17 protein-coding genes are annotated in these 18,184 nt (G+C 63.2%); 9 read left to right on the forward strand and 8 right to left on the reverse strand.

The features are described from left to right. Nucleotides 1-43 precede the first annotated feature (43 nt). On the forward strand, nucleotides 44-1,684 hold the full coding sequence (locus FLQ44_RS16020; protein ID WP_147695200.1) for a methyl-accepting chemotaxis protein: 1,641 nt from the start codon (nucleotides 44-46) through the stop codon (nucleotides 1,682-1,684). Between the two features lie 196 nt (nucleotides 1,685-1,880). Here FLQ44_RS16020 and FLQ44_RS16025 read toward each other — a convergent pair whose 3' ends face one another. From FLQ44_RS16025 to FLQ44_RS16060, 8 genes are all read right to left on the reverse strand, one after another. Next, nucleotides 1,881-2,177 carry a putative quinol monooxygenase gene (locus tag FLQ44_RS16025; protein WP_147695201.1) on the reverse strand — a complete coding sequence of 99 codons (297 nt, stop codon included), beginning with the start codon at nucleotides 2,175-2,177 and terminating at the stop codon, nucleotides 1,881-1,883. A 180-nt stretch (nucleotides 2,178-2,357) separates the two neighbouring features. Next, nucleotides 2,358-3,884: an apolipoprotein N-acyltransferase gene (gene lnt / locus FLQ44_RS16030; protein WP_147695202.1), complete on the reverse strand. Its 1,527-nt coding sequence runs from the start codon at nucleotides 3,882-3,884 to the stop codon at nucleotides 2,358-2,360. 1 nt (nucleotide 3,885) lies between these two features. Beyond that, complete coding sequence (locus FLQ44_RS16035; RefSeq protein WP_147695203.1) at nucleotides 3,886-4,722, reverse strand: CorC family transporter; 837 nt, start codon at nucleotides 4,720-4,722, stop codon at nucleotides 3,886-3,888. 8 nt (nucleotides 4,723-4,730) lie between these two features. Next, entirely contained in the window at nucleotides 4,731-5,240 is a 510-nt protein-coding gene (ybeY, locus tag FLQ44_RS16040; protein WP_147686585.1) for an rRNA maturation RNase YbeY, read from the reverse strand. After that, nucleotides 5,221-6,189, reverse strand: a complete 969-nt coding sequence (locus tag FLQ44_RS16045; RefSeq protein WP_147695204.1) for a PhoH family protein — start codon at nucleotides 6,187-6,189, stop codon at nucleotides 5,221-5,223. Before FLQ44_RS16045 ends, ybeY begins: the two co-directional genes overlap by 20 nt. After that, nucleotides 6,186-6,533 carry a hypothetical protein gene (locus tag FLQ44_RS16050; protein ID WP_147695205.1) on the reverse strand — a complete coding sequence of 116 codons (348 nt, stop codon included), beginning with the start codon at nucleotides 6,531-6,533 and terminating at the stop codon, nucleotides 6,186-6,188. The genes FLQ44_RS16045 and FLQ44_RS16050 overlap by 4 nt, the downstream gene beginning before the upstream one ends. A 47-nt stretch (nucleotides 6,534-6,580) precedes the next feature. Then, the gene (gene miaB, locus FLQ44_RS16055; protein ID WP_147695206.1) at nucleotides 6,581-7,915 is read right to left on the reverse strand and encodes a tRNA (N6-isopentenyl adenosine(37)-C2)-methylthiotransferase MiaB; all 1,335 of its coding nucleotides are present in this window, start codon (nucleotides 7,913-7,915) and stop codon (nucleotides 6,581-6,583) included. 94 nt (nucleotides 7,916-8,009) lie between these two features. Next, the gene (locus FLQ44_RS16060) at nucleotides 8,010-9,203 is read right to left on the reverse strand and encodes a cation:proton antiporter domain-containing protein (RefSeq protein ID WP_147695207.1); all 1,194 of its coding nucleotides are present in this window, start codon (nucleotides 9,201-9,203) and stop codon (nucleotides 8,010-8,012) included. 264 nt (nucleotides 9,204-9,467) lie between these two features. Here FLQ44_RS16060 and FLQ44_RS16065 point away from each other — a divergent pair, with 264 nt between their 5' ends. The 8 genes from FLQ44_RS16065 to FLQ44_RS16100 all read left to right on the forward strand — a co-directional run bounded on the left by FLQ44_RS16065 (nucleotide 9,468) and on the right by FLQ44_RS16100 (nucleotide 18,181). Next, a complete protein-coding gene (locus FLQ44_RS16065) occupies nucleotides 9,468-9,698 on the forward strand; it encodes a DUF2061 domain-containing protein (protein WP_147695208.1) in 231 nt (76 codons plus the stop codon). 116 nt (nucleotides 9,699-9,814) lie between these two features. Beyond that, complete coding sequence (locus tag FLQ44_RS16070) at nucleotides 9,815-11,887, forward strand: acyltransferase family protein (RefSeq protein ID WP_170252998.1); 2,073 nt, start codon at nucleotides 9,815-9,817, stop codon at nucleotides 11,885-11,887. A 424-nt stretch (nucleotides 11,888-12,311) separates the two neighbouring features. Beyond that, a complete protein-coding gene (locus FLQ44_RS16075; RefSeq protein ID WP_147695210.1) occupies nucleotides 12,312-13,202 on the forward strand; it encodes a ribokinase in 891 nt (296 codons plus the stop codon). Then, nucleotides 13,199-13,597, forward strand: a complete 399-nt coding sequence (gene rbsD / locus FLQ44_RS16080; RefSeq protein ID WP_147695211.1) for a D-ribose pyranase — start codon at nucleotides 13,199-13,201, stop codon at nucleotides 13,595-13,597. The genes FLQ44_RS16075 and rbsD overlap by 4 nt, the downstream gene beginning before the upstream one ends. A 9-nt stretch (nucleotides 13,598-13,606) precedes the next feature. Then, nucleotides 13,607-15,115 carry a sugar ABC transporter ATP-binding protein gene (locus FLQ44_RS16085; RefSeq protein WP_147695212.1) on the forward strand — a complete coding sequence of 503 codons (1,509 nt, stop codon included), beginning with the start codon at nucleotides 13,607-13,609 and terminating at the stop codon, nucleotides 15,113-15,115. A 4-nt stretch (nucleotides 15,116-15,119) separates the two neighbouring features. Beyond that, the gene (locus FLQ44_RS16090; protein WP_147695213.1) at nucleotides 15,120-16,058 is read left to right on the forward strand and encodes an ABC transporter permease; all 939 of its coding nucleotides are present in this window, start codon (nucleotides 15,120-15,122) and stop codon (nucleotides 16,056-16,058) included. 65 nt (nucleotides 16,059-16,123) lie between these two features. Continuing rightward, on the forward strand, nucleotides 16,124-17,056 hold the full coding sequence (rbsB, locus tag FLQ44_RS16095) for a ribose ABC transporter substrate-binding protein RbsB (protein ID WP_147686607.1): 933 nt from the start codon (nucleotides 16,124-16,126) through the stop codon (nucleotides 17,054-17,056). 114 nt (nucleotides 17,057-17,170) lie between these two features. Continuing rightward, nucleotides 17,171-18,181, forward strand: coding sequence for a LacI family DNA-binding transcriptional regulator (locus FLQ44_RS16100; protein WP_147695214.1), 1,011 nt, complete (start codon nucleotides 17,171-17,173; stop codon nucleotides 18,179-18,181). Nucleotides 18,182-18,184 lie beyond the last annotated feature (3 nt).

The raw sequence follows: 18,184 nt of genomic DNA on the forward strand, positions 1-18,184 counted from the left end.
TATACGACATAATTTAATAAAAATGCTTCACAGGAGTGATGGAATGCAAAAAAACGCAGGTTTGTCGCTGAAGCGCAGGTTGCAGCTTCAGGTAGTGCTGGTGGCCGTCATTCTCTGTGTGCTGGGTGTGCTATCGCTCATGCACGAGCGCGCCACCATGCTGGAAGACCGCCAGATAAAGGTACGTAACCTGGTGGAATCGGCCATGACCGTGGTGAAGGCCTACGAAGACAAGGCCAGCAGCGGTGCGCTGAGCGAAACCGAGGCCAAAAAGCAGGCCGCGTCGGTACTGAACGCCATGCGCTACGACGAACGTGAATACTTTTTTGCCTTTGATCGCGAGTGGAACTGGGTAGCGCATGGCGCCAAGGCTGCCATGATAGGCAAGAACCTCAATAGCATTAAGGACGCTGCAGGTGTGCCGCTGAAACCCCTGTTCGAGCAAACCCTGCAAAGTGGCGGCAGCAAAGGTCTGGCTGCGTATGTGTGGGACAAACCCGGCTTTGATACCCCGCAGGACAAGATTTCCTATATTGCCACCACTGCCGGCTGGGGCTGGGTGGTGGGTACCGGCATTTACCTGGACGACGTACAAGCCGGCTTCATGGCACAGGCTTATGTGCTGATCGTCGAAGTGCTGCTGGCTGTGGCGCTGGTGGTGATTGTGGGCTACCTGATTCGCCGCAGCGTGATGCAGCAGCTGGGCGGCGACCCGGCGCTGACGCGGGACGTGGTACACCGCATCGCCCAGGGCGACCTGAACGTGCAGGTACCGTTGGCCGCAGGCGATAAAGACAGCCTGCTGGCGGCGGTAGCCGATATGCAAAAGCACCTGCGCGAGCTGGTAGGCGGCATTGCCGGCAGCAGCAGCACCCTGTCCGGCATGGCTGGCAATATTGCCGGTAGCGCCGCCGCCGTGGCCAGCAGCTCGGACCAGCAAAGCCACGCGGCGACCGAAATGGCCGCGTCCATCGAGCAGCTTACCGCCAGCATCAAGCAGATTGCCGAGCTGGCCGAGCATGCCCGCGCCGTGTCGGCCAGCTCTGGCCAGCTGTCCAACCAGGGCGGCGAAGTGATTGCCAGTGCCGTTAGCGAAATGCAGCGCATCAACAGCGCGGTAGACCAGGCCGCCGGCACGATTGGCAACCTGGTGAGCAAGACGCAGACCATCTCTACCATCATGCAGGTGATCAAGGACATTGCCGACCAGACCAACCTGCTGGCGCTGAACGCTGCCATCGAGGCCGCGCGGGCCGGCGAAATGGGCCGCGGCTTTGCCGTGGTGGCCGACGAGGTGCGCAAGCTGTCCGAGCGTACTGCCGCGGCCACGCAGGAAATTGCCGGTATGATCAACGAGATTCAGGCAGGCTCCGAAGCCTCGCGCAGCAATATGGAAGAAGCCGTTAACCGCGTGAAAGCCGGCCTGGCGCTGGCCGAGCAAGGCGGCGAGGCCATCCATCAGATACGAGACAGTGCCAACGGCGTGGTGGGCGTGGTGAAAGACATCTCGCAAGCGCTGGGCGAGCAAGGCCACGCTAGCGAGGAGATCACCCGCAATGTGGAGCAGATCGCCCAGGCTGCGGCCAACAACGCTGCCGCCTCTGGACAGTCGTCCCAGGCGATTGGCGAGCTGAACGAGCTGACCCAGCGCCTGCGCAGCATGGTGTCGCGTTTTCAGGTGTAAGTTTTAGCCTGCATTGATCACTGGCGTGTGCAGGTACGTGTCCTGCCCGCCACGTCAGATAAAAAGGTTGGCCGCATTCCTGTCACAGGGTATGCGGCCAACCTTTTTCTTGATTTGCATGTTTTCGGACTGTTTGGCGCTAGGGTTAGCCTGGCTATCGCTGCAGACTGCGCTGTGGCGTCTGACTAATGCATGCTTAGGCTGTGATTGCGGTCATTTTGATCACCCGTGCAGGACCTGTCCGGAAAGTAGGGCTAAGGGCATCGGCGGCAATCATATGCTCGGTGACATCGTGTGCATCCAGTGCACTTTGAGTTGCCCATTTTTCAAGCAGCACAAATCTATTTTCGTCAGCAGCATCCGAGAATAGCGTGTACTGCAAACACCCTGGCTCGGCGTCAACTAATGGCTTAAGTTTTCTGTACAGATCAAGCTGGGTATCGCGTTGCCCAGGGATCACTTCAATCATAACGACTAGGCTCACTGCTTCCATGGTTCATCCTTGGGCTGTCGGTTTGTCTCCAGCTAGCAATGCAACACATGTAGCTGATGGATCCTTATGGAAGCATGATGTGGCTTGATTATGCAAAATTAATACCAACTGGGCTTGGAAATAATGCACTAGTCGTGAGTAAAGTGGGCAAAGGCCTTATGGCCTTGCCCACCCTATCTTTCACACCGCTGCCTGGCTGTTGCTTTGGGACGAACGGCGGTGCCACAGCCCCCAGCCGCCAGCGATGGCCAGCAGCACAGCGCACAGCAGCAGTACCGGCACGTTGCCGTGGCGCATATACGGTGTCAGGCCGCTGTGGCCTTGTACCGTCGCCAGCAGCGTCTGGCGCGTGTCCGGCGCGGCTGCGGCGATCAGCTCGCCGCGGTGGTCGATGGCGGCGGTCATGCCGGTATTGGTGGCGCGCAGCATGGGGCGGCCGGTTTCCAGCGCCCGTGCTTGCGATAGCTGCAGGTGCTGGCTCATGGCGTTGCTTTTGCCGAACCAGGCCAGGTTGCTGACGTTGGCCAGAATGGTGGCGTTGGCCGCCGGGCCGATCAGCTCTTCACCAAAGCCGTCTTCGTAGCAGATGTTGAACGCGATCTTTTGCTGGCCGATGGTCAGCGGCAGCTGGTCCGCGCCGCCGGGGGTAAAGCCGGACAGCGGCATACGCAGGAACTGGTAGATCCAGCTGGTGACGGCGGGCAGCGGGATGAATTCGCCAAACGGTACCAGGTGGTTTTTGGCGTAGTAGTCTTGCGCGGGCTGGTTCAGCGCAATGACGGCGTTCAGGTAGCCACGGCCATCCGGCGTGCGGCGTGGCAGGCCGGCGACCAGTGCGGTCTTTTTACGGTCGGCTACGCCGTTGATCATGGTGAGGTAGCCGGAGGGCAGGTCGTCCAGGAACACCGGCAGCGCGGTTTCCGGCAGCAGGGTCAGCTCGGCCGGTGGCGCCTGCACCACCATGCGGTAGTAGGTAGCCAGGGTGAAGTCGAAGGTGGCCGGGTCCCATTTCAGTGCCTGCGGGATATTGCCCTGCAGCAGCGCCACGCGCAGGGGGGCGCCGGCTGGGGTGGTCCATGTTTGTTGTTGCAGCCAGCCGCTGCCACCCCATAGCACCAGCAGCAAGCCGCCAAGGGCAGCGCGCTTGGCTAGATGCAGACCGGCTTGCGGTAGTAATGCCAGCACGCCGGCGCTGAGCGCCACCGCCAGGGTAACGGCATGGATGCCGCCCACGGGGGCCAGGCCGGCGAGCGGGCTTTCGGTAATCTGGCTATAGCCGATGGCGCCCCAGGGGAAGCCGGTAAACACCCAGCTGCGCAGCCATTCGCCCAGTGTCCAGGCGGCGGGGAACACCACCAGCCAGCGCACAGCGGGCAGGTGGTGCATGCGGGCGGCCAGCCAGGCGGCCAGGCCGGGGTAGAGCGCCAGGTACATGGGCAGCAGCAGGGTCATGCCGCCGGCCAGCAGCGGGGGCATGCCGCCAATATCGTGCAGGCTGATGTAGATCCAGTAGAACTGGCTGGTGTAGGCGGCCACGCCCCACACCCAGGCCAGGCCAAAGGCGCGCTGCGGCCAACGTTGTACCAGCAGGATCAGCGCCGCCAGCGCCAGCAGCGCGACCCAGTACAGGCGGTAGGGGGCAAAGGCCAGTACGGTGCTGGCACCGGCCAGCGCGGCCAGCAGCAGGGTGAGGGCGTGGCGCAGCATGTCAGCTAGGCTTGGCGGCACGCCGCTCTACCAGCAGGGCGTGCAGGCGGCGGCTGTCGGCACGGATCACGGTGAAGTGCCAGTCGTCCAGCTGCAGGCCTTCGCCACGGGTGGGTACGTAGCCCAGGTTGGCCATCACCAGGCCGCCGACGGTGTCGACTTCGTCGTCGGGCAGGGTGCTGTCGAAGAAGGTGTTGAAGTCGTCGATGGCGGTGGTGGCGCGTACGCGGTAGCGCCCGCCGCGTACCGGCACGATATCGTCTTCTTGCTCTTCCAGATCGTGCTCGTCGTCGATTTCGCCCACGATTTCTTCCAGCACGTCTTCGATGGTCACCAGGCCGGACACGCCGCCGTATTCATCCACCACGATGGCCATATGCGTTTTGCTGGCGCGAAAATCGCGCAGCAGGGCATTGAGCGGCTTGCTTTCCGGCACGAATACCACCGGGCGCAGCACTTTTTTCACGTCGAAGGCGTCGGGCTGGTGAAAGTAGTGCAGCAGGTCTTTGGCCAGCAGGATGCCTTTGATGTCGTCTTTGTCGTCGCCGATCACCGGGAAGCGCGAATGGCCGGTTTCGATGAGCTGCGGCAGCCATTTTTCGATGCTGTCTTCCAGCTTCAGCACGGTGATCTGGCTGCGCTGCACCATCACGTCGCGTACGCTTTGCTCGGAAAACGACAGCACGCCCTCGATCATGGACAGCGCCTCGGCGTCCATCAGGTTGCGCTCGAAGGCGGCGTGCAGCTGCGAGCGCAGCTCCTCGCGGTCTTCCGGTTCGTGGGTGAAGCGGTTTAGCAGGCGGTCAAACCAACTGGCGGGTTTACTGGGGTCGTCCATAGGTGGGGTCAGGTTTTCTCTGCGGCGTAAGGGTCGTCATAGCCTAACTTGGCGAGGATGGCGGTTTCAAGCGCTTCCATGATGTTGGCCTCGTCGTCCTGCTCGTGGTCAAAGCCTTGCAGGTGCAGCATGCCATGCACGGTGAGGTGGGCGTAGTGCGCGTCCAGCGTCTTGCCTTGCTCGGCGGCCTCGCGCGCCACCACGGGGGCGCAGAATACCAGGTCGCCAAACAGTGGCATGCCTGCCACGGTGTCGCCTTCGTTCAGCGCGAAAGACAGCACATTGGTGGCGTAGTCCTTGCCGCGGTAGTCGTGGTTCAGCTGGCGGCCTTCGGCCTCGTCCACCACCAGCAGCGAGACCTGCGCCTGGCGGTGCTGGCGCTGCAGGGCGGCCTGGCACCAGCGGCGCCATTGCTTGCCGTCCGGCAGCGGCTGTTCGCTTTCCAGGCGGTCTTCCAGGGTCAGGTCCAGCCGTGCGGCCAACCTTTGCAGGAAGGGGTTACGTTTCGCTTTTTTCATCTTGTCTTGCCTGATAGTGGTCGTAAGCGTCGACGATCTTCTGCACCAGCGGGTGGCGCACCACGTCGTCGCTCTGGAAATGATGGAAGTGGATGCCGCGCACCTTACCCAAGATGCGTTCTACCTCGACCAGGCCGCTTTTCTGGTGGCGTGCCAGGTCGATCTGGGTCACGTCGCCGGTAATGACGGCGCGCGAGCCAAAGCCGATACGTGTGAGGAACATCTTCATTTGTTCGGGCGTGGTGTTCTGCGCCTCGTCCAGGATGATGAAGGCGTTGTTCAGCGTGCGGCCACGCATATAGGCCAGCGGGGCGATTTCGATCAGGTTCTTCTCGAACAGGCGCGCTACTTTGTCAAAGCCCATCAGGTCGTACAGCGCGTCGTACAGCGGGCGCAGGTAGGGGTCTACTTTTTGTGCCAGGTCGCCGGGCAGGAAGCCCAGCTTCTCGCCGGCTTCTACCGCCGGGCGCACCAGCACGATGCGCTTCACCGCGTCGCGCTCCATGGCATCCACGGCGCAGGCTACCGCCAGGTAGGTTTTGCCGGTGCCGGCCGGGCCAATGCCAAAGGTGATGTCGTGGCCGAAGATCGCCTTGATGTAGGCGCCCTGGCGCGGGGTGCGGCCTTTGAGGTCGCGGCGGCGGGTGGCCAGCTGCGGGGTGTCGTCGTCCGCGCCCTGCGGGTTGTGCTGGCGCGCTTCGACCAGGCTTAGCTGGATGTCGCGTATGCCCAGGTCGCGCTTTTCAGCCATATCGTAAAAGCGCAGCAGCAGGGCCAGCGCGGTGTCGGCGTGTTGGCCGCGCACAGTGAACTGCTCGCTGCGGCGCTGGATCACCACATCCAGCCCGGTTTCAATCTGCTTGAGGTTTTCGTCCAGCGCACCGCACAGGCGGGCGAGGCGGTCGTTATCGACAGGGGTAAAGCTGTGGGTGCAGGTAGATTCGCTCATGGACGCTTTGCTGTAGTTGGCGGGCATTGGCGCTGGCGCTGCAGGCTTTGCAGGTGGGCCAGCCTTTCTTCCAGGGCCTGGATGCGGTCGTCGTCGGCGCGCGGGGTGCCCACCGGCAAGCCAAAACCGACGCCGATACTACCGTGGCTGCCTACCGCACCGCCCAGGCCGATGTTCAGTGTAACCGGCGCGCGCAGGTTTGTGCGCTCGCGGCCCAGCACCAGGCTGGTGTCGGCCACGGCTTGTGCCAGGCCGGCGCAGTCCAGTGTGGCGGGGTCGGGCTGCCTCAGGCTGGCACAGGCGGCCAGCAGCAGGCAGGCAATCAGGGGCAGGGTGCGTGGCATGGTGGCTCCGGTAGGGGCCGGGCAGCGGGCTGCCCGGCTGGCCTGGCTCAGGCGGTTTCCAGGGTGAGGATTTCGCCGCCCAGCGAGTGCGGGTTGGCTTCGGTAATCACCACGTCTACCAGCTGGTTGATCAGCCGTGGCTGGCCGACAAAGTTCACCACGCGGTTGTTGGCGGTACGGCCTGCCAGCATGCCGGGGTCTTTTTTGGATATGTTCTGCACCAGCACGCGCTGTACGGTGCCCAGCATGCTCTGGTTGATCTCGAAACCACGCGCTTCGATGACTTCGTTCAGCGCTTCCAGGCGGCGCACTTTTTCCTTGTGCGGGGTGTCGTCCGTGAGGTTGGCCGCAGGGGTGCCCGGGCGCGGGCTGTAGATGAACACGTAGCTGAAATCGAAGGCCAGGTCTTTCACCAGCTTCAGTGTCTGTTCGAACTCGGCCTCGGTTTCGCCGGGGAAGCCCACGATAAAGTCGGACGACAGGCACAGGTCCGGGCGGATGGCGCGCAGCTTGCGGATGATGGATTTGTATTCCAGCGCGGTATAGCCGCGTTTCATGGCGCTGAGCACGCGGTCGGAGCCGCTTTGTACCGGCAGGTGCAGGTGCGATACCAGCTTGGGCAGGCGCGCATAGCAGTCGATGATGCGCTGGCTGAATTCACGCGGGTGGCTGGTGGTAAAGCGCATGCGCTCGATGCCGGGGATCTCGTGCACGTATTCCAGCAAGGTGGCAAAGTCGGCCATCTCGCCGTCGGCCATGGCACCGCGGTAGGCGTTGACGTTCTGGCCCAGCAGGGTGATTTCTTTTACGCCTTGCAGTGCCAGGTTGGCGATTTCGGTGAGTACGTCGTCAAACGGGCGCGATACTTCTTCGCCGCGGGTGTAGGGCACCACGCAGAACGAGCAGTATTTGGAACAGCCTTCCATCACCGACACCATGGCGGCGGCACCGTCTACTTTGGCTGGCGGGATGTGGTCGAATTTTTCGATTTCGGGGAAGGAAATATCCACCTGCGAGGTGCCGCTTTGCTGGCGGCTCTTGATCAGTTCGGGCAGGCGGTGCAGGGTTTGCGGGCCGAACACCACATCTACATACGGCGCACGCTTCACGATGGTGTCGCCTTCCTGGCTGGCCACGCAGCCGCCCACGCCGATAATCAGGTTGGGGTTGGCTTCTTTCAGCGGGCGGATACGGCCCAGGTCGGAAAACACCTTTTCTTGCGCTTTTTCGCGCACGCTACAGGTATTGAACAGGATCACGTCGGCCTCTTCCGGGTTTTCCGTCTTGATCATGCCCTCGGTACTGCCCAGTACGTCTACCATTTTGTCCGAGTCGTACTCGTTCATCTGGCAGCCGAATGTCTTGATGTAAACCTTTTTCATGCTGGTATCTGCAAAAAAGAGAAGGCCAGCTCACACCGGCCACCTGTGCGGCGGGGGTGTTTTTGCTGGCGAATGAATAGCTTGCGCGAGTTTATCACATCGCGCCGGTGGCGGCAGCGGGCGGGCCGGCGCGGCGCAGTGCCAAGCGGAACAGCAGCGGGTTCAGCAGGATGGACAATATCGCCCCGGCCATGATCAGCGCATGGCCACGCTCGGGCAGCAGCTGCAGGCTCAGGCCCAGGTTGGCCAGAATGAAGGAGAACTCGCCTATCTGCGCCAGGCTGGCCGCCAGCAGCCAGCGCTCGCCACGCGGCTGGCGCAGCAGGGCCATCAGCAGCCAGGCGGCCAGACCCTTGCCCACGATGATGATGGCCAGCGTGGCCAGCACAGCCGCGGTATCGGTCATCAGCACGCGCGGGTCGAACAGCATGCCGGCGGCCACGAAAAACAGCACCGAAAACGCATCGCGCAGCGGCATGGCTTCTTCGGCGGCGCGGTGGCTGAACGGCGAGCCGGCCAGCACGGTGCCGGCAAAGAACGCGCCCAGCGCAAACGACACCTCAAACAGCGCGGTGGCACCGTAGGCCACGCCCAGCGCGGTGGCCAGCACGCCCAGGCGGAACATTTCGCGGCTGCCGGTGTGCACGATTTTTTCCAGCATCCACGGGATGACTTTTTGCCCCACCAGCATCATTACCGCCACAAAGGCGGCCACTTTGCCCAGCGTGAGCAGAATCGCCTGCAGCGAGTCCCCCAGGTTGGCTGCAGCGCTACCCGCCAGCGCCGGAATCAGCACCAGCGCCAGAATGGTGGCCAGGTCTTCGCTGACCAGCCAGCCTACCGCCACCTTGCCGGCCGGGGTTTCCAGCTTGTTGTGTTCTTCCAGCGCCTTGAGCAGCACCACGGTACTGGCTACCGATAGCGCCATGCCAAACAGCAGGCCCTGCGGCACGCTCCAGCCCAGCAGCACGCTCAGGCCACAGCCCAGGGCGATGGCCACTGTAATCTGGGCAAAAGCACCGGGTAGTGCAATGCGCCGTACCGCCCACAGGTCTTGTATGGAAAAGTGCAGCCCGACGCCGAACATCAGCAGGATGACGCCCAGCTCGGCCAGCTCGGCCGCCAGGTGGCCATCTGCCACAAAACCCGGGGTAAACGGGCCGATCAGAATACCGGCCGCCAGATAGCCCAGCAGCGGTGGCAGGCGCAGCTTGAGCGCCACGGCGCCCAGCAGAAAGGCGGTGACCAGTGCGCCGACCAGCGTGGTAATCAGTGGGGTTGCATGCATGTGTTCTCCCTGTCCATTGTCATTTTGTGGTCGCCAGCCTGGCCGCGTGCTGCGGGCGGGGCGGCAGGGCGCGGCTGGCCTGTCTGCGCTAGGCCTGGCTGGCGGCTATTTAAAGATAGAAAGTCTGGCGGCGGCAGAGTTCACCGTTTGGGCATAATCCATCGAATTTGTTTTACTTAATGATGCTGCTAAAAACATTCAATTTTAGCTATTGAGTGATTGTGGCTATCATCACCTTAAGTTCAATAGCTTCTGGAGTGCATCATGATCAAGACCATCACCTTCGCCATCTGTCATTTCACCGTGGCGTTCTGCGTGGCTTATCTGCTCACCGGCAGCTTTGGCATCGCCAGCCTGCTGGCACTGGTAGAACCGCTGGTGAATACCGTGGCGTACTACTTTCATGAAAAAGTGTGGGACCGTATCCGAGCCAACAAGGCGGCAGAGCCGGATACCGCCACCGCCGGGCACCGTGGGCTGCTGCATCGCCATTAGCAGCTCCCGCCGTATGTAAAAGGCTGGTGTAGAATTGCATCATTTTTGTAGGGTTTTGTTGTGCGTTAGCGAGTGTGCTAGCGATGCAGAGCCCGCCTCCTACACTGGTTTCCCGCATGCTGGCCTTCCCCCGTCCTGCTTCTTCTGCGTTTTATCGCCCGGATATCGATGGCTTGCGCGCCATTGCGGTACTGAGCGTGATTGCCTATCACATTGGTGTGCCCGGCTTGCCGGGTGGCTTTGTGGGCGTGGATATCTTTTTTGTACTCAGCGGGTTTCTGATTAGCGGCTTGCTGCGCCAGGAGCTGCTGGCTACCGGTAGCCTGGGTTTTGCCGCCTTCTTTGCGCGGCGTATCCGCCGCCTGGGCCCGGCACTGATGCTGGTGACGCTGGTGACGCTGCTGGCAGGCTATATGGTGCTGCTGCCGGATGCCGCCAATACGCTGGGGCGCGAGGCGCGCGCGGTGGTGACCTTATCGGCCAACCATCATTTCATGAAGCACGCTTTTGATTACTTCAATACCGCTACCGACCTGAAGCCTTTGCTGCATACCTGGTCGCTGGCGGTAGAGGAGCAGTATTACCTGTTATGGCCGCTGCTCATGCTGGGGGCTTACCGTGCGGGGGGCGGGGAAAAGGCTTTACGGCCAACCTTGCTGGCCGTGCTGTTGCTGTCTTTTGCTGCTTGTCTGTCTCTGTCCTACAGCGATATGCCCAAAGCGTTTTACCTGATGCCGGCACGGGCCTGGGAGTTTGCGGCGGGGGGCTTGCTGGCCTGGCTACCGCTGCGCCATAGCCGTAGTGCATGGCATGCCAACGCCTTGGCGGGTGGCGGGCTGGCTATCTTGCTATGTAGCATCGTGCTGCTGGACGAGCACAGCATGGTGTTCCCCGGCTGGGTAGTGTTGCTGCCAGTATGCGGCACACTGCTGGTGTTGGCCGCCGGCGGGCTGGACCCGCATCACGCGCCTGGGCGTTTGCTGGGTAGCCGCTGGTTTACGGCGCTGGGCTTGTTGTCCTACAGCTGGTATTTGTGGCACCAGCCTTTGCTGGCGTTGGGGCGTTATTACGATGTAGGCCAGCGCGATCTACTACGGGATTTCCTGCTGGGTGGGGTACTGGCACTGTTCTTGGCCTGGCTAACCTACTGCCTGGTAGAGCAGCCGGTACGGCAACGCCGCTGGCGCTGCTTTGCAACCGACAAGTCTACTCTGTGGGCCGGGCTGGCCATGTCGGTACTGGTATGGCTGGTCGCCAGCGCCGCCATGTATATGCCCAAAAAATACCCCTGGCCAGGCTATCAGGCTATTTTGCAGGTCAAGCAAGACCAGGCGCAGCTACCGCCCGGTTGCGACATGCCGGAACGTGGCGTGCCGCTCTCGCCGCAAGCCAGCTGCCGTATCGGCCCTGCGCACGCCCCCCTGCAGCTGCTGGCCTGGGGCGATTCCCATACAGACCACGCCATGCCCATGTACCAGCTACTGGCACAGGCACAAGGGGTAGGTATCTTGCGCCGCGCTTACCACGGCTGCCCGCCGCTGGTGGACGCCGTGCCTGTGGGGGAGGGCAAGGTGCGCAGCTGGTGCCTGAACCATTCGCGCGCGGTGATGGCCGAGCTGGCATCGCTATCGCGTAGCGGGCTGCACGGCGTGCTGATGAATGTGCGCTGGAACGGCTATACCGCGCTGCCGGTGGCTGGCAGTGCCAGCATTACTGGCCTGGCGCAGGCGGATGCCCAGGGTAATGTGGCGGTGGCCGGTGCCATGCTGGCGGGCGTTGGCCAGCTCGACCGTGCGCATTCGCTGCAGGTGATGGCGGCCTCGCTGGATCGCGTCGCCAGCCAGCTGGCGGCGCTCAGGCTCAAACTGGTGCTGCTGGCGCCCGAGCCGGAAATGCCGCTGTCCGTGCCGGAGTGCCTGGCCCGCCGTGGTGCGGCCGCCTGCCATGCCAGCCGTGCGGATGTAGACCGCCAGCGCGCCGCTATCCTGCCCATTCTGCAGCAAGTTGCCAGCCGCCACGCCAATGTGCGCGTCTGGGACCCGATCGCCCGCTTTTGCGATGCCCAGACTTGTTATGCCGCTGCCGCAGGCGTGGTGCGCTATCAGGACCAGAACCACCTGACCGCCAGTATGTCGCGTACGCTGCAGGCGGATTTTGCCCCCTTGTTCAGCTGGGCACGCCAACCCTGACACAGTGTATCGCTCGCCTGGACACACCCTCTGCTGACATCCGTCGCCAGAGGGTGTTGTTTTTTGCGGCACACCGGGTGGGAACCGCTGCCGTTGTGCTGCTTTGCCGTGCTGCACTGCGGTACCCGCTACGGGGCAGGCTTGCTGCGGTGGCCTGCCAGAATTTGTGCACTGCAACTACAGCCCTGCGCCTGTTGGCGCTGCTGAGCATGCTAACGCTGCATTTGGCGGTGTTTTATTGATAACCAATGGCATATGCGGCGCTTTTCTGTAGTGCATGCCTTACATTTTTTGCGTTTTTCTCTTTCCTGCCGCTGGCCCTGTGCGCTAGCATTCGCGCTGGCTGATGACGTTTTAGCTAAACGTTAGCTAACAGATAACGCGGTTTGCCACCCAGGTTGGCCGCAGGCAGGAGACAAGCGCGATGACGCGTGTGCTGGTAATAGGCAGTATCAATATGGACATGGTGGTAAATAGCCCCACCATGCCACGGCTGGGCGAAACGCTCAGCGGTAGCGGCTTTGCCACCTATCCGGGCGGCAAAGGGGCCAATCAGGCAGTGGCCGCCGCCCGCCTGGGCGCGCAGGTAAGCATGATCGGCTGTGTGGGGCGCGATGACTTCGGTACCGCGCTAAAAGCCGTGCTGGCGCACGAAGGCGTAGACACGCGCTGGGTCAGCGAAGTGGATGTGGCCACCGGCGTGGCCAGCATTACCCTGTGTGGCAGCGACAACGCCATCATCGTGGTGCCGGGTGCCAACCATGCGCTGCAGCCGGCGCAGCTGGACGCCGCCGAGCAGGCCTTTGCCGACGCCGACGTGGTACTGGCGCAGCTGGAGGTGCCGCTGGCTACCGTCGAGCACGCCGCCATGTTGGCCGCACGCCACGGCAAGCCCTTCATGCTGAACCCGGCGCCAGCCGTGCCGCTGCCGGCCACCCTGCTGGCCCGCGTCAGCGTACTGACCCCCAATGAATTCGAGCTGGCCACCACGCTGGCCAGCCAGCAGCCATGGCGCGAGCTGGTGGCCGCTGCAGGCGGCCGCATCGTGATGACGCACGGTGCCGAAGGCGCTTTCTTTGCCGATGCCGACGGCCAGCTACAGCAGCAGCCCGGTTTTGCGGTGACCCCGGTAGACACCACCGGTGCCGGTGACACCTTCAATGGCGCGCTGGCGACCTTCCTGCACCTGGGCCTGGCCGAAGCCGTGCGCCGCGCCGCCGCCGCTGGTGCGCTGTCGGTGACGCAGCCGGGCGCGCAGGGCGGCATGCCCACCCTAGCCGCGCTGGACACCTTTTTGCAGGAGCGCGCCGCATGAAAAAGCTGGGCCATCTGAACCGTGATATCGCTCGCGTGCTGGCCTGCCTGGGCCACACCGACAGTATTGTCATTGCCGATTGCGGCCTGCCGGTACCCGCGGGCGTGGAGTGCATCGACGTATCGCTGGCGCTGGGCGAGCCCGGCTTTGCCCGCGTGCTGGACACCATACTGGCCGACATGGCCTGCGAGCGCGCGCTGTTTGCCAGCGAGTGCCACAGCCATAACCCGGCGGTGTCGGCGCTGGCCGCAGCCCTGCCGGAGCAGGGCATTGCCACCGAATTTGTCAGCCACGAAGCGTTCAAGCAGCACTGCCGCCAGGCGCGGGCCGTGATCCGCACCGGCGACGCCACGCCGTACGCCAATGTGATCCTGTACGCCGGCGTGATTTTCTAGGAGGCGGCGATGAAGGTAAGCATGCGTGGCATCTGCAAGGCCTTTGGCCCGGTGCGGGTGCTGGAAAACGTTGACTTCACCCTGCACGGTGGCGAAATCCACGCGCTGATGGGCGAAAACGGCGCGGGCAAGTCCACGCTGATGAAGATCCTTAGCGGCGTGTACCAGCCGGATAGCGGTAGCGTGGAGGTAGACGGCAAGGCAGTCGCCATCCGTACCACCCGCGATGCGGAGGCGGCGGGCATTGCCATCATCCACCAGGAATTGAACCTGATTCCGCAGCTGTCGGTGATGGAAAACCTGTTTCTGGGCCGCGAGCCGTCGCGCTTTGGCGTGATCCAGCGGGCCGCCATGCGCCAGCAGGCGCGCGCGCAGCTGGACGCGCTGGGCGCCAGCCAGATCGATGTGGAAGCCGAAGCCGGCAGCCTGTCCATCGGCCAGCAGCAGATGGTGGAAATCGCCAAGGCGCTGGCCATGGACGCCCGCGTGCTGATCATGGACGAGCCCACCGCGGCGCTGTCGGCGCGCGAGATCGACACCCTGTTTGCACTGATGCGCGGCCTACAGGCGCGTGGCGTGGCCATTGTGTATGTGTCGCACCGCATGGAAGAGATCTTCCACATCTGCGACAAGATCAGCGTGCTGCGCGATGGCTGTTTTGTGGGCGAGCGTGTTATCGCCGACACCGGCTTCGACGAAGTGGTGAAGCTGATGGTTGGCCGCGAAATCGGCGACCGCTTCCCCGGGCGCGACGTGGTGCCGGGCGCGGTGCGGCTGGCGGTGCGCGGCTTGTCTGATGGCCGCCATATCGACGGCATCAGCTTCGAGGCCCGCGCCGGCGAGGTGCTGGGCATTGCCGGCCTGATGGGCGCCGGCCGTAGCGAAATCCTCAAGACACTGTTTGGCGTGAACCGCCGCACTGCTGGCGAAGTGTGGCTGGACGGCGCGCCGCTGGACCTGCGCAGCCCGGCCGCTGCCATTGCCGCCGGCCTGGCGTTTGTGACAGAAGACCGCAAAAGCCAGGGCCTGGTGCTGGGCATGTCGGTGCGCGAAAACGCCACGCTGGTGCACCTGGACAGCTACGCCCGCCTGGGCGTGGTCAACGGCGCGGCCGAGCAGGCCGCAGTGGCGCAGCAGATCAGCCAGCTGCGCATCCGCACCCGCGACGCCGAGCTGGACGTGAAATCCCTGTCCGGCGGCAACCAGCAAAAAGTGGTGTTTGCCAAATGGCTGGCCAAACCGCCCAAGGTGCTGCTGCTGGACGAACCCACGCGCGGCGTGGACGTAGGCGGCAAGGCCGAGATTTACCACATCATCAACCAGCTGGCCGCCGCCGGCGTGGCCATCGTGATGGTGTCGTCCGAGCTGCCCGAGGTGATGGCAATGAGCAACCGCATTCTGGTGCTGCACGAAGGCCGCCAGACGGCGCTGTTCGATGCGGCCAACCTCAGCCAGGAAGACATCATGGCCGCTGCCACCGGCACCGCCGGCCACGACACCCGCACTACACAGGATTAAAAGCATGACTGCACAACAAAAAGCCACGCTGCAAAAGCTGGGCCCCTTTATCGCGCTGCTGGTGGTTTCCGGCGCGCTGGCCATCATGAGCCCGGATTTCCTGACCGTGGGCAACCTGATGAACGTGATGCGCCAGGTATCGATCAACGCGCTGATTGCCTTCGGCATGACGCTGGTCATCCTGCTGGGCGGCATTGATTTGTCGGTGGGCTCCATCCTGGCGCTGTCGTCGGTGTGCATTGCGCTGATGATCCAGAGCGGGCTGGACCCGGTGCTGGCCACGCTGCTGGGCATTGCTGCCGGTGCCGGCATGGGCTTTGCCAACGGCTGGATCATCAGCAAGGGCAAGGTGGCACCATTTATCGCCACGCTGGCCTCCATGACCATCTTGCGCGGCCTGTCGCTGGTGTTTTCCGGCGGCAGCCCCATTACCGGCCTGGACAGCGATTTCTTCCAGATGCTGGGCGGCGGCTACGTGGCCGGCCTGGTGCCGGTACCGGTGGTATGGATGCTGCTGATGTTTGCCGGCTTCTGGTTCCTGCTGAAGCAGACCGTTTTCGGCCGCCACGTGTACGCCACCGGCGGTAACGAAGAAGCCTCGCGCCTGTCCGGCGTGAAGGTGGACCGCATCAAGATCTGGGTTTACACCGTGTCCGGCGCCATGTCGGCCATGGCAGGCGTGGTGCTGACCTCGCGCCTGAACTCGGCGCAGCCCACCGCCGGTACCGGCTACGAGCTGGACGCCATCGCAGCCGTGGTGCTGGGCGGCACCAGCCTGACTGGCGGGCGCGGCTGGATCTTTGGCACCCTGATGGGGGCGCTGCTGATTGGCGTACTGAACAATGGCCTGAACCTGCTGGGCGTATCGTCGTTCTACCAGCAGGTGATCAAGGGCGCTGTCATTCTGCTGGCGGTACTACTGGACCGCGCAGGCAAAAAGTAAACCGGCTGCCGGCCGGTGGCCGGTGGCGGCAACACGTGTCGTTCAATAAAACAGGGAGTCGCACCATGAATCGCATCATCACCCCGCTGCTGGCCAGCCTGCTGGCTTTTGGTATTGCTGCTTGCTCCAAGCAGGGCCCGGATAGCGCACCGGCCGCTGCCAGCGAGCCGGCTGCTGCCACCAGCACCGCCACCGTTGGCCTGGCGGTGTCCACACTGAACAACCCGTTCTTTGTGTCGCTGCGTGACGGCGCCGAGGCGGAGGCCAAGAAAGAAGGCATCAACCTGATTACCGTGGATGCTCAGGACGACCCGGCCAAGCAACAGGCCAGCGTGGAAGACCTGATCCAGAAAAAGGTAAACGTGATCCTGATTAACCCGACCGACTCCGCCGCCGTGGCCAATGTGGTGAAAGAAGCCACCAGCAAGGGCATCAAGGTGGTATCGCTGGACCGTAGCGTGACCGGTGCCGACGTCAGCGCGCACATTGCGTCCGACAACGTGGCCGGTGGCAAGATGGCCGGCGAGTTCCTGCTGGAAAAACTGGGCGGCAAGGGCAATATCGTAGAGCTGGAAGGCATTGCCGGTTCGTCTGCTGCGCGCGAGCGTGGCCAGGGCTTCCATCAGGTAGTGGATGGTAAGGCCGACGTGAAACTGCTGGCCAAACAGCCGGCGGACTTTGACCGTGCCAAAGGCCTGTCGGTGATGGAAAACATCATCCAGGGCAATAAAGGCATTCAGGGTGTGTTTGCCCACAACGACGAAATGGCGCTGGGCGCGGTGAAAGCCATCCAGGCTGCCGGCCTGAAAAACGTGGTAGTGGTGGGCTTTGATGCGACTGCCGACGCTGTGGCTGCGGTAAAAGGTGGCACCCTGGCCGCGACCGTACAGCAGCAGCCCGAGCTGATTGGCCAGTACGGCGTGCAAACCGCTAAAAAGCTGATCGCCGGCCAGCCTGTGGATAAATTTATCCCGGTACCGCTGAACCTGGTGAAGTAAGCCAGCTTGCGGCCAACCCGCTATGGCGGGTAGCCGCTGTAATACAATCGAGGTCCCTGCCAGCATAGGGCTGGCAGGGATTTTCTTTGCCCGGCTACGCCGCAGGAGTTTTTCATGACGTTTCAGCGCCTGACCATTGACGATGTTGCCCGTATTGCCGGGGTGTCGCGCACCACGGCCAGCATGGTGCTCAATGGCCACGCCGAACGCTACCGCATTGCCCAGGCCACGGTGGCGCGGGTAGAGCAGGTGGCGCGCGAGCTGAACTTCAGCCCGTCGCACTCGGCACGTTCGCTGCGCAACCGCCGCAGCCAGGCGATTGGCTTGGTGATTCCCGACCTGACCAACGCCAGCCACGCTGCGCTGGCGCAGGCGCTGGAAAACCTGTGCCGCGCCCGCGACCTGCAGCTGTTGATGGTGACCAGCGACGAAGACCCCGAGCGCGAAAGCGCCGGCATGACACAGCTGGTAGCACGTCAGGTAGACGGCATGCTGGTGGTGCCGTGCAGTAGCGATGCCCGCCATTACCAGAAATGGACACGTCGCCTGCCGCTGGTGTTTGTCGACCGCCGGCTGGACGACAGCGGCATCCCCTCGGTGGTGACCGACGCCACCGACAGCGTGGTACAGCTCCTGGCGCCCAAGTTGGCCGCAGGCATCAGCGAGCTGGTGTATTTTGGCGGCCAGGCCGCCTTATCCCCCAGCCGCGACCGCCTGGCAGGCTACCGTCAGGCACTGGCCAGTGCCGGCCTGGCCGAGCAGCCGGGCTGGGTATGCGAGCGCGACTTCCTGCGCGAATCCGGCTACGCCATGATGCAAGCCTGGCATGCGGCCAACGGCCGCTACCCGCAGGCGCTGTTTACCGCATCCATTACCCTGCTGGAAGGCGTGTTGGCGTACCTGCGCCAGCACGGCCTGCAGGATGCGCCGCGCAGCATGATGACCTTTGACCATCACGCGCTGCTGGACTGCCTGCCGCTGGCCATCGATGCCGTACAGCAGGATTCGGAAAGCCTGGCCGCCGCCAGCCTGGCTAAAGTGCTGGCTTTGCTGGAAGGCCAGCCGCTGCCGGCCACCGACACCCGCATTGCCGCTACCCTGTTGCGCAGCCCGCACGGCGGCTAGGGC

This window comes from Vogesella mureinivorans (genome assembly GCF_007644035.1).
GTDB classification, from domain to species: Bacteria; Pseudomonadota; Gammaproteobacteria; order Burkholderiales; family Chromobacteriaceae; genus Vogesella; species Vogesella mureinivorans.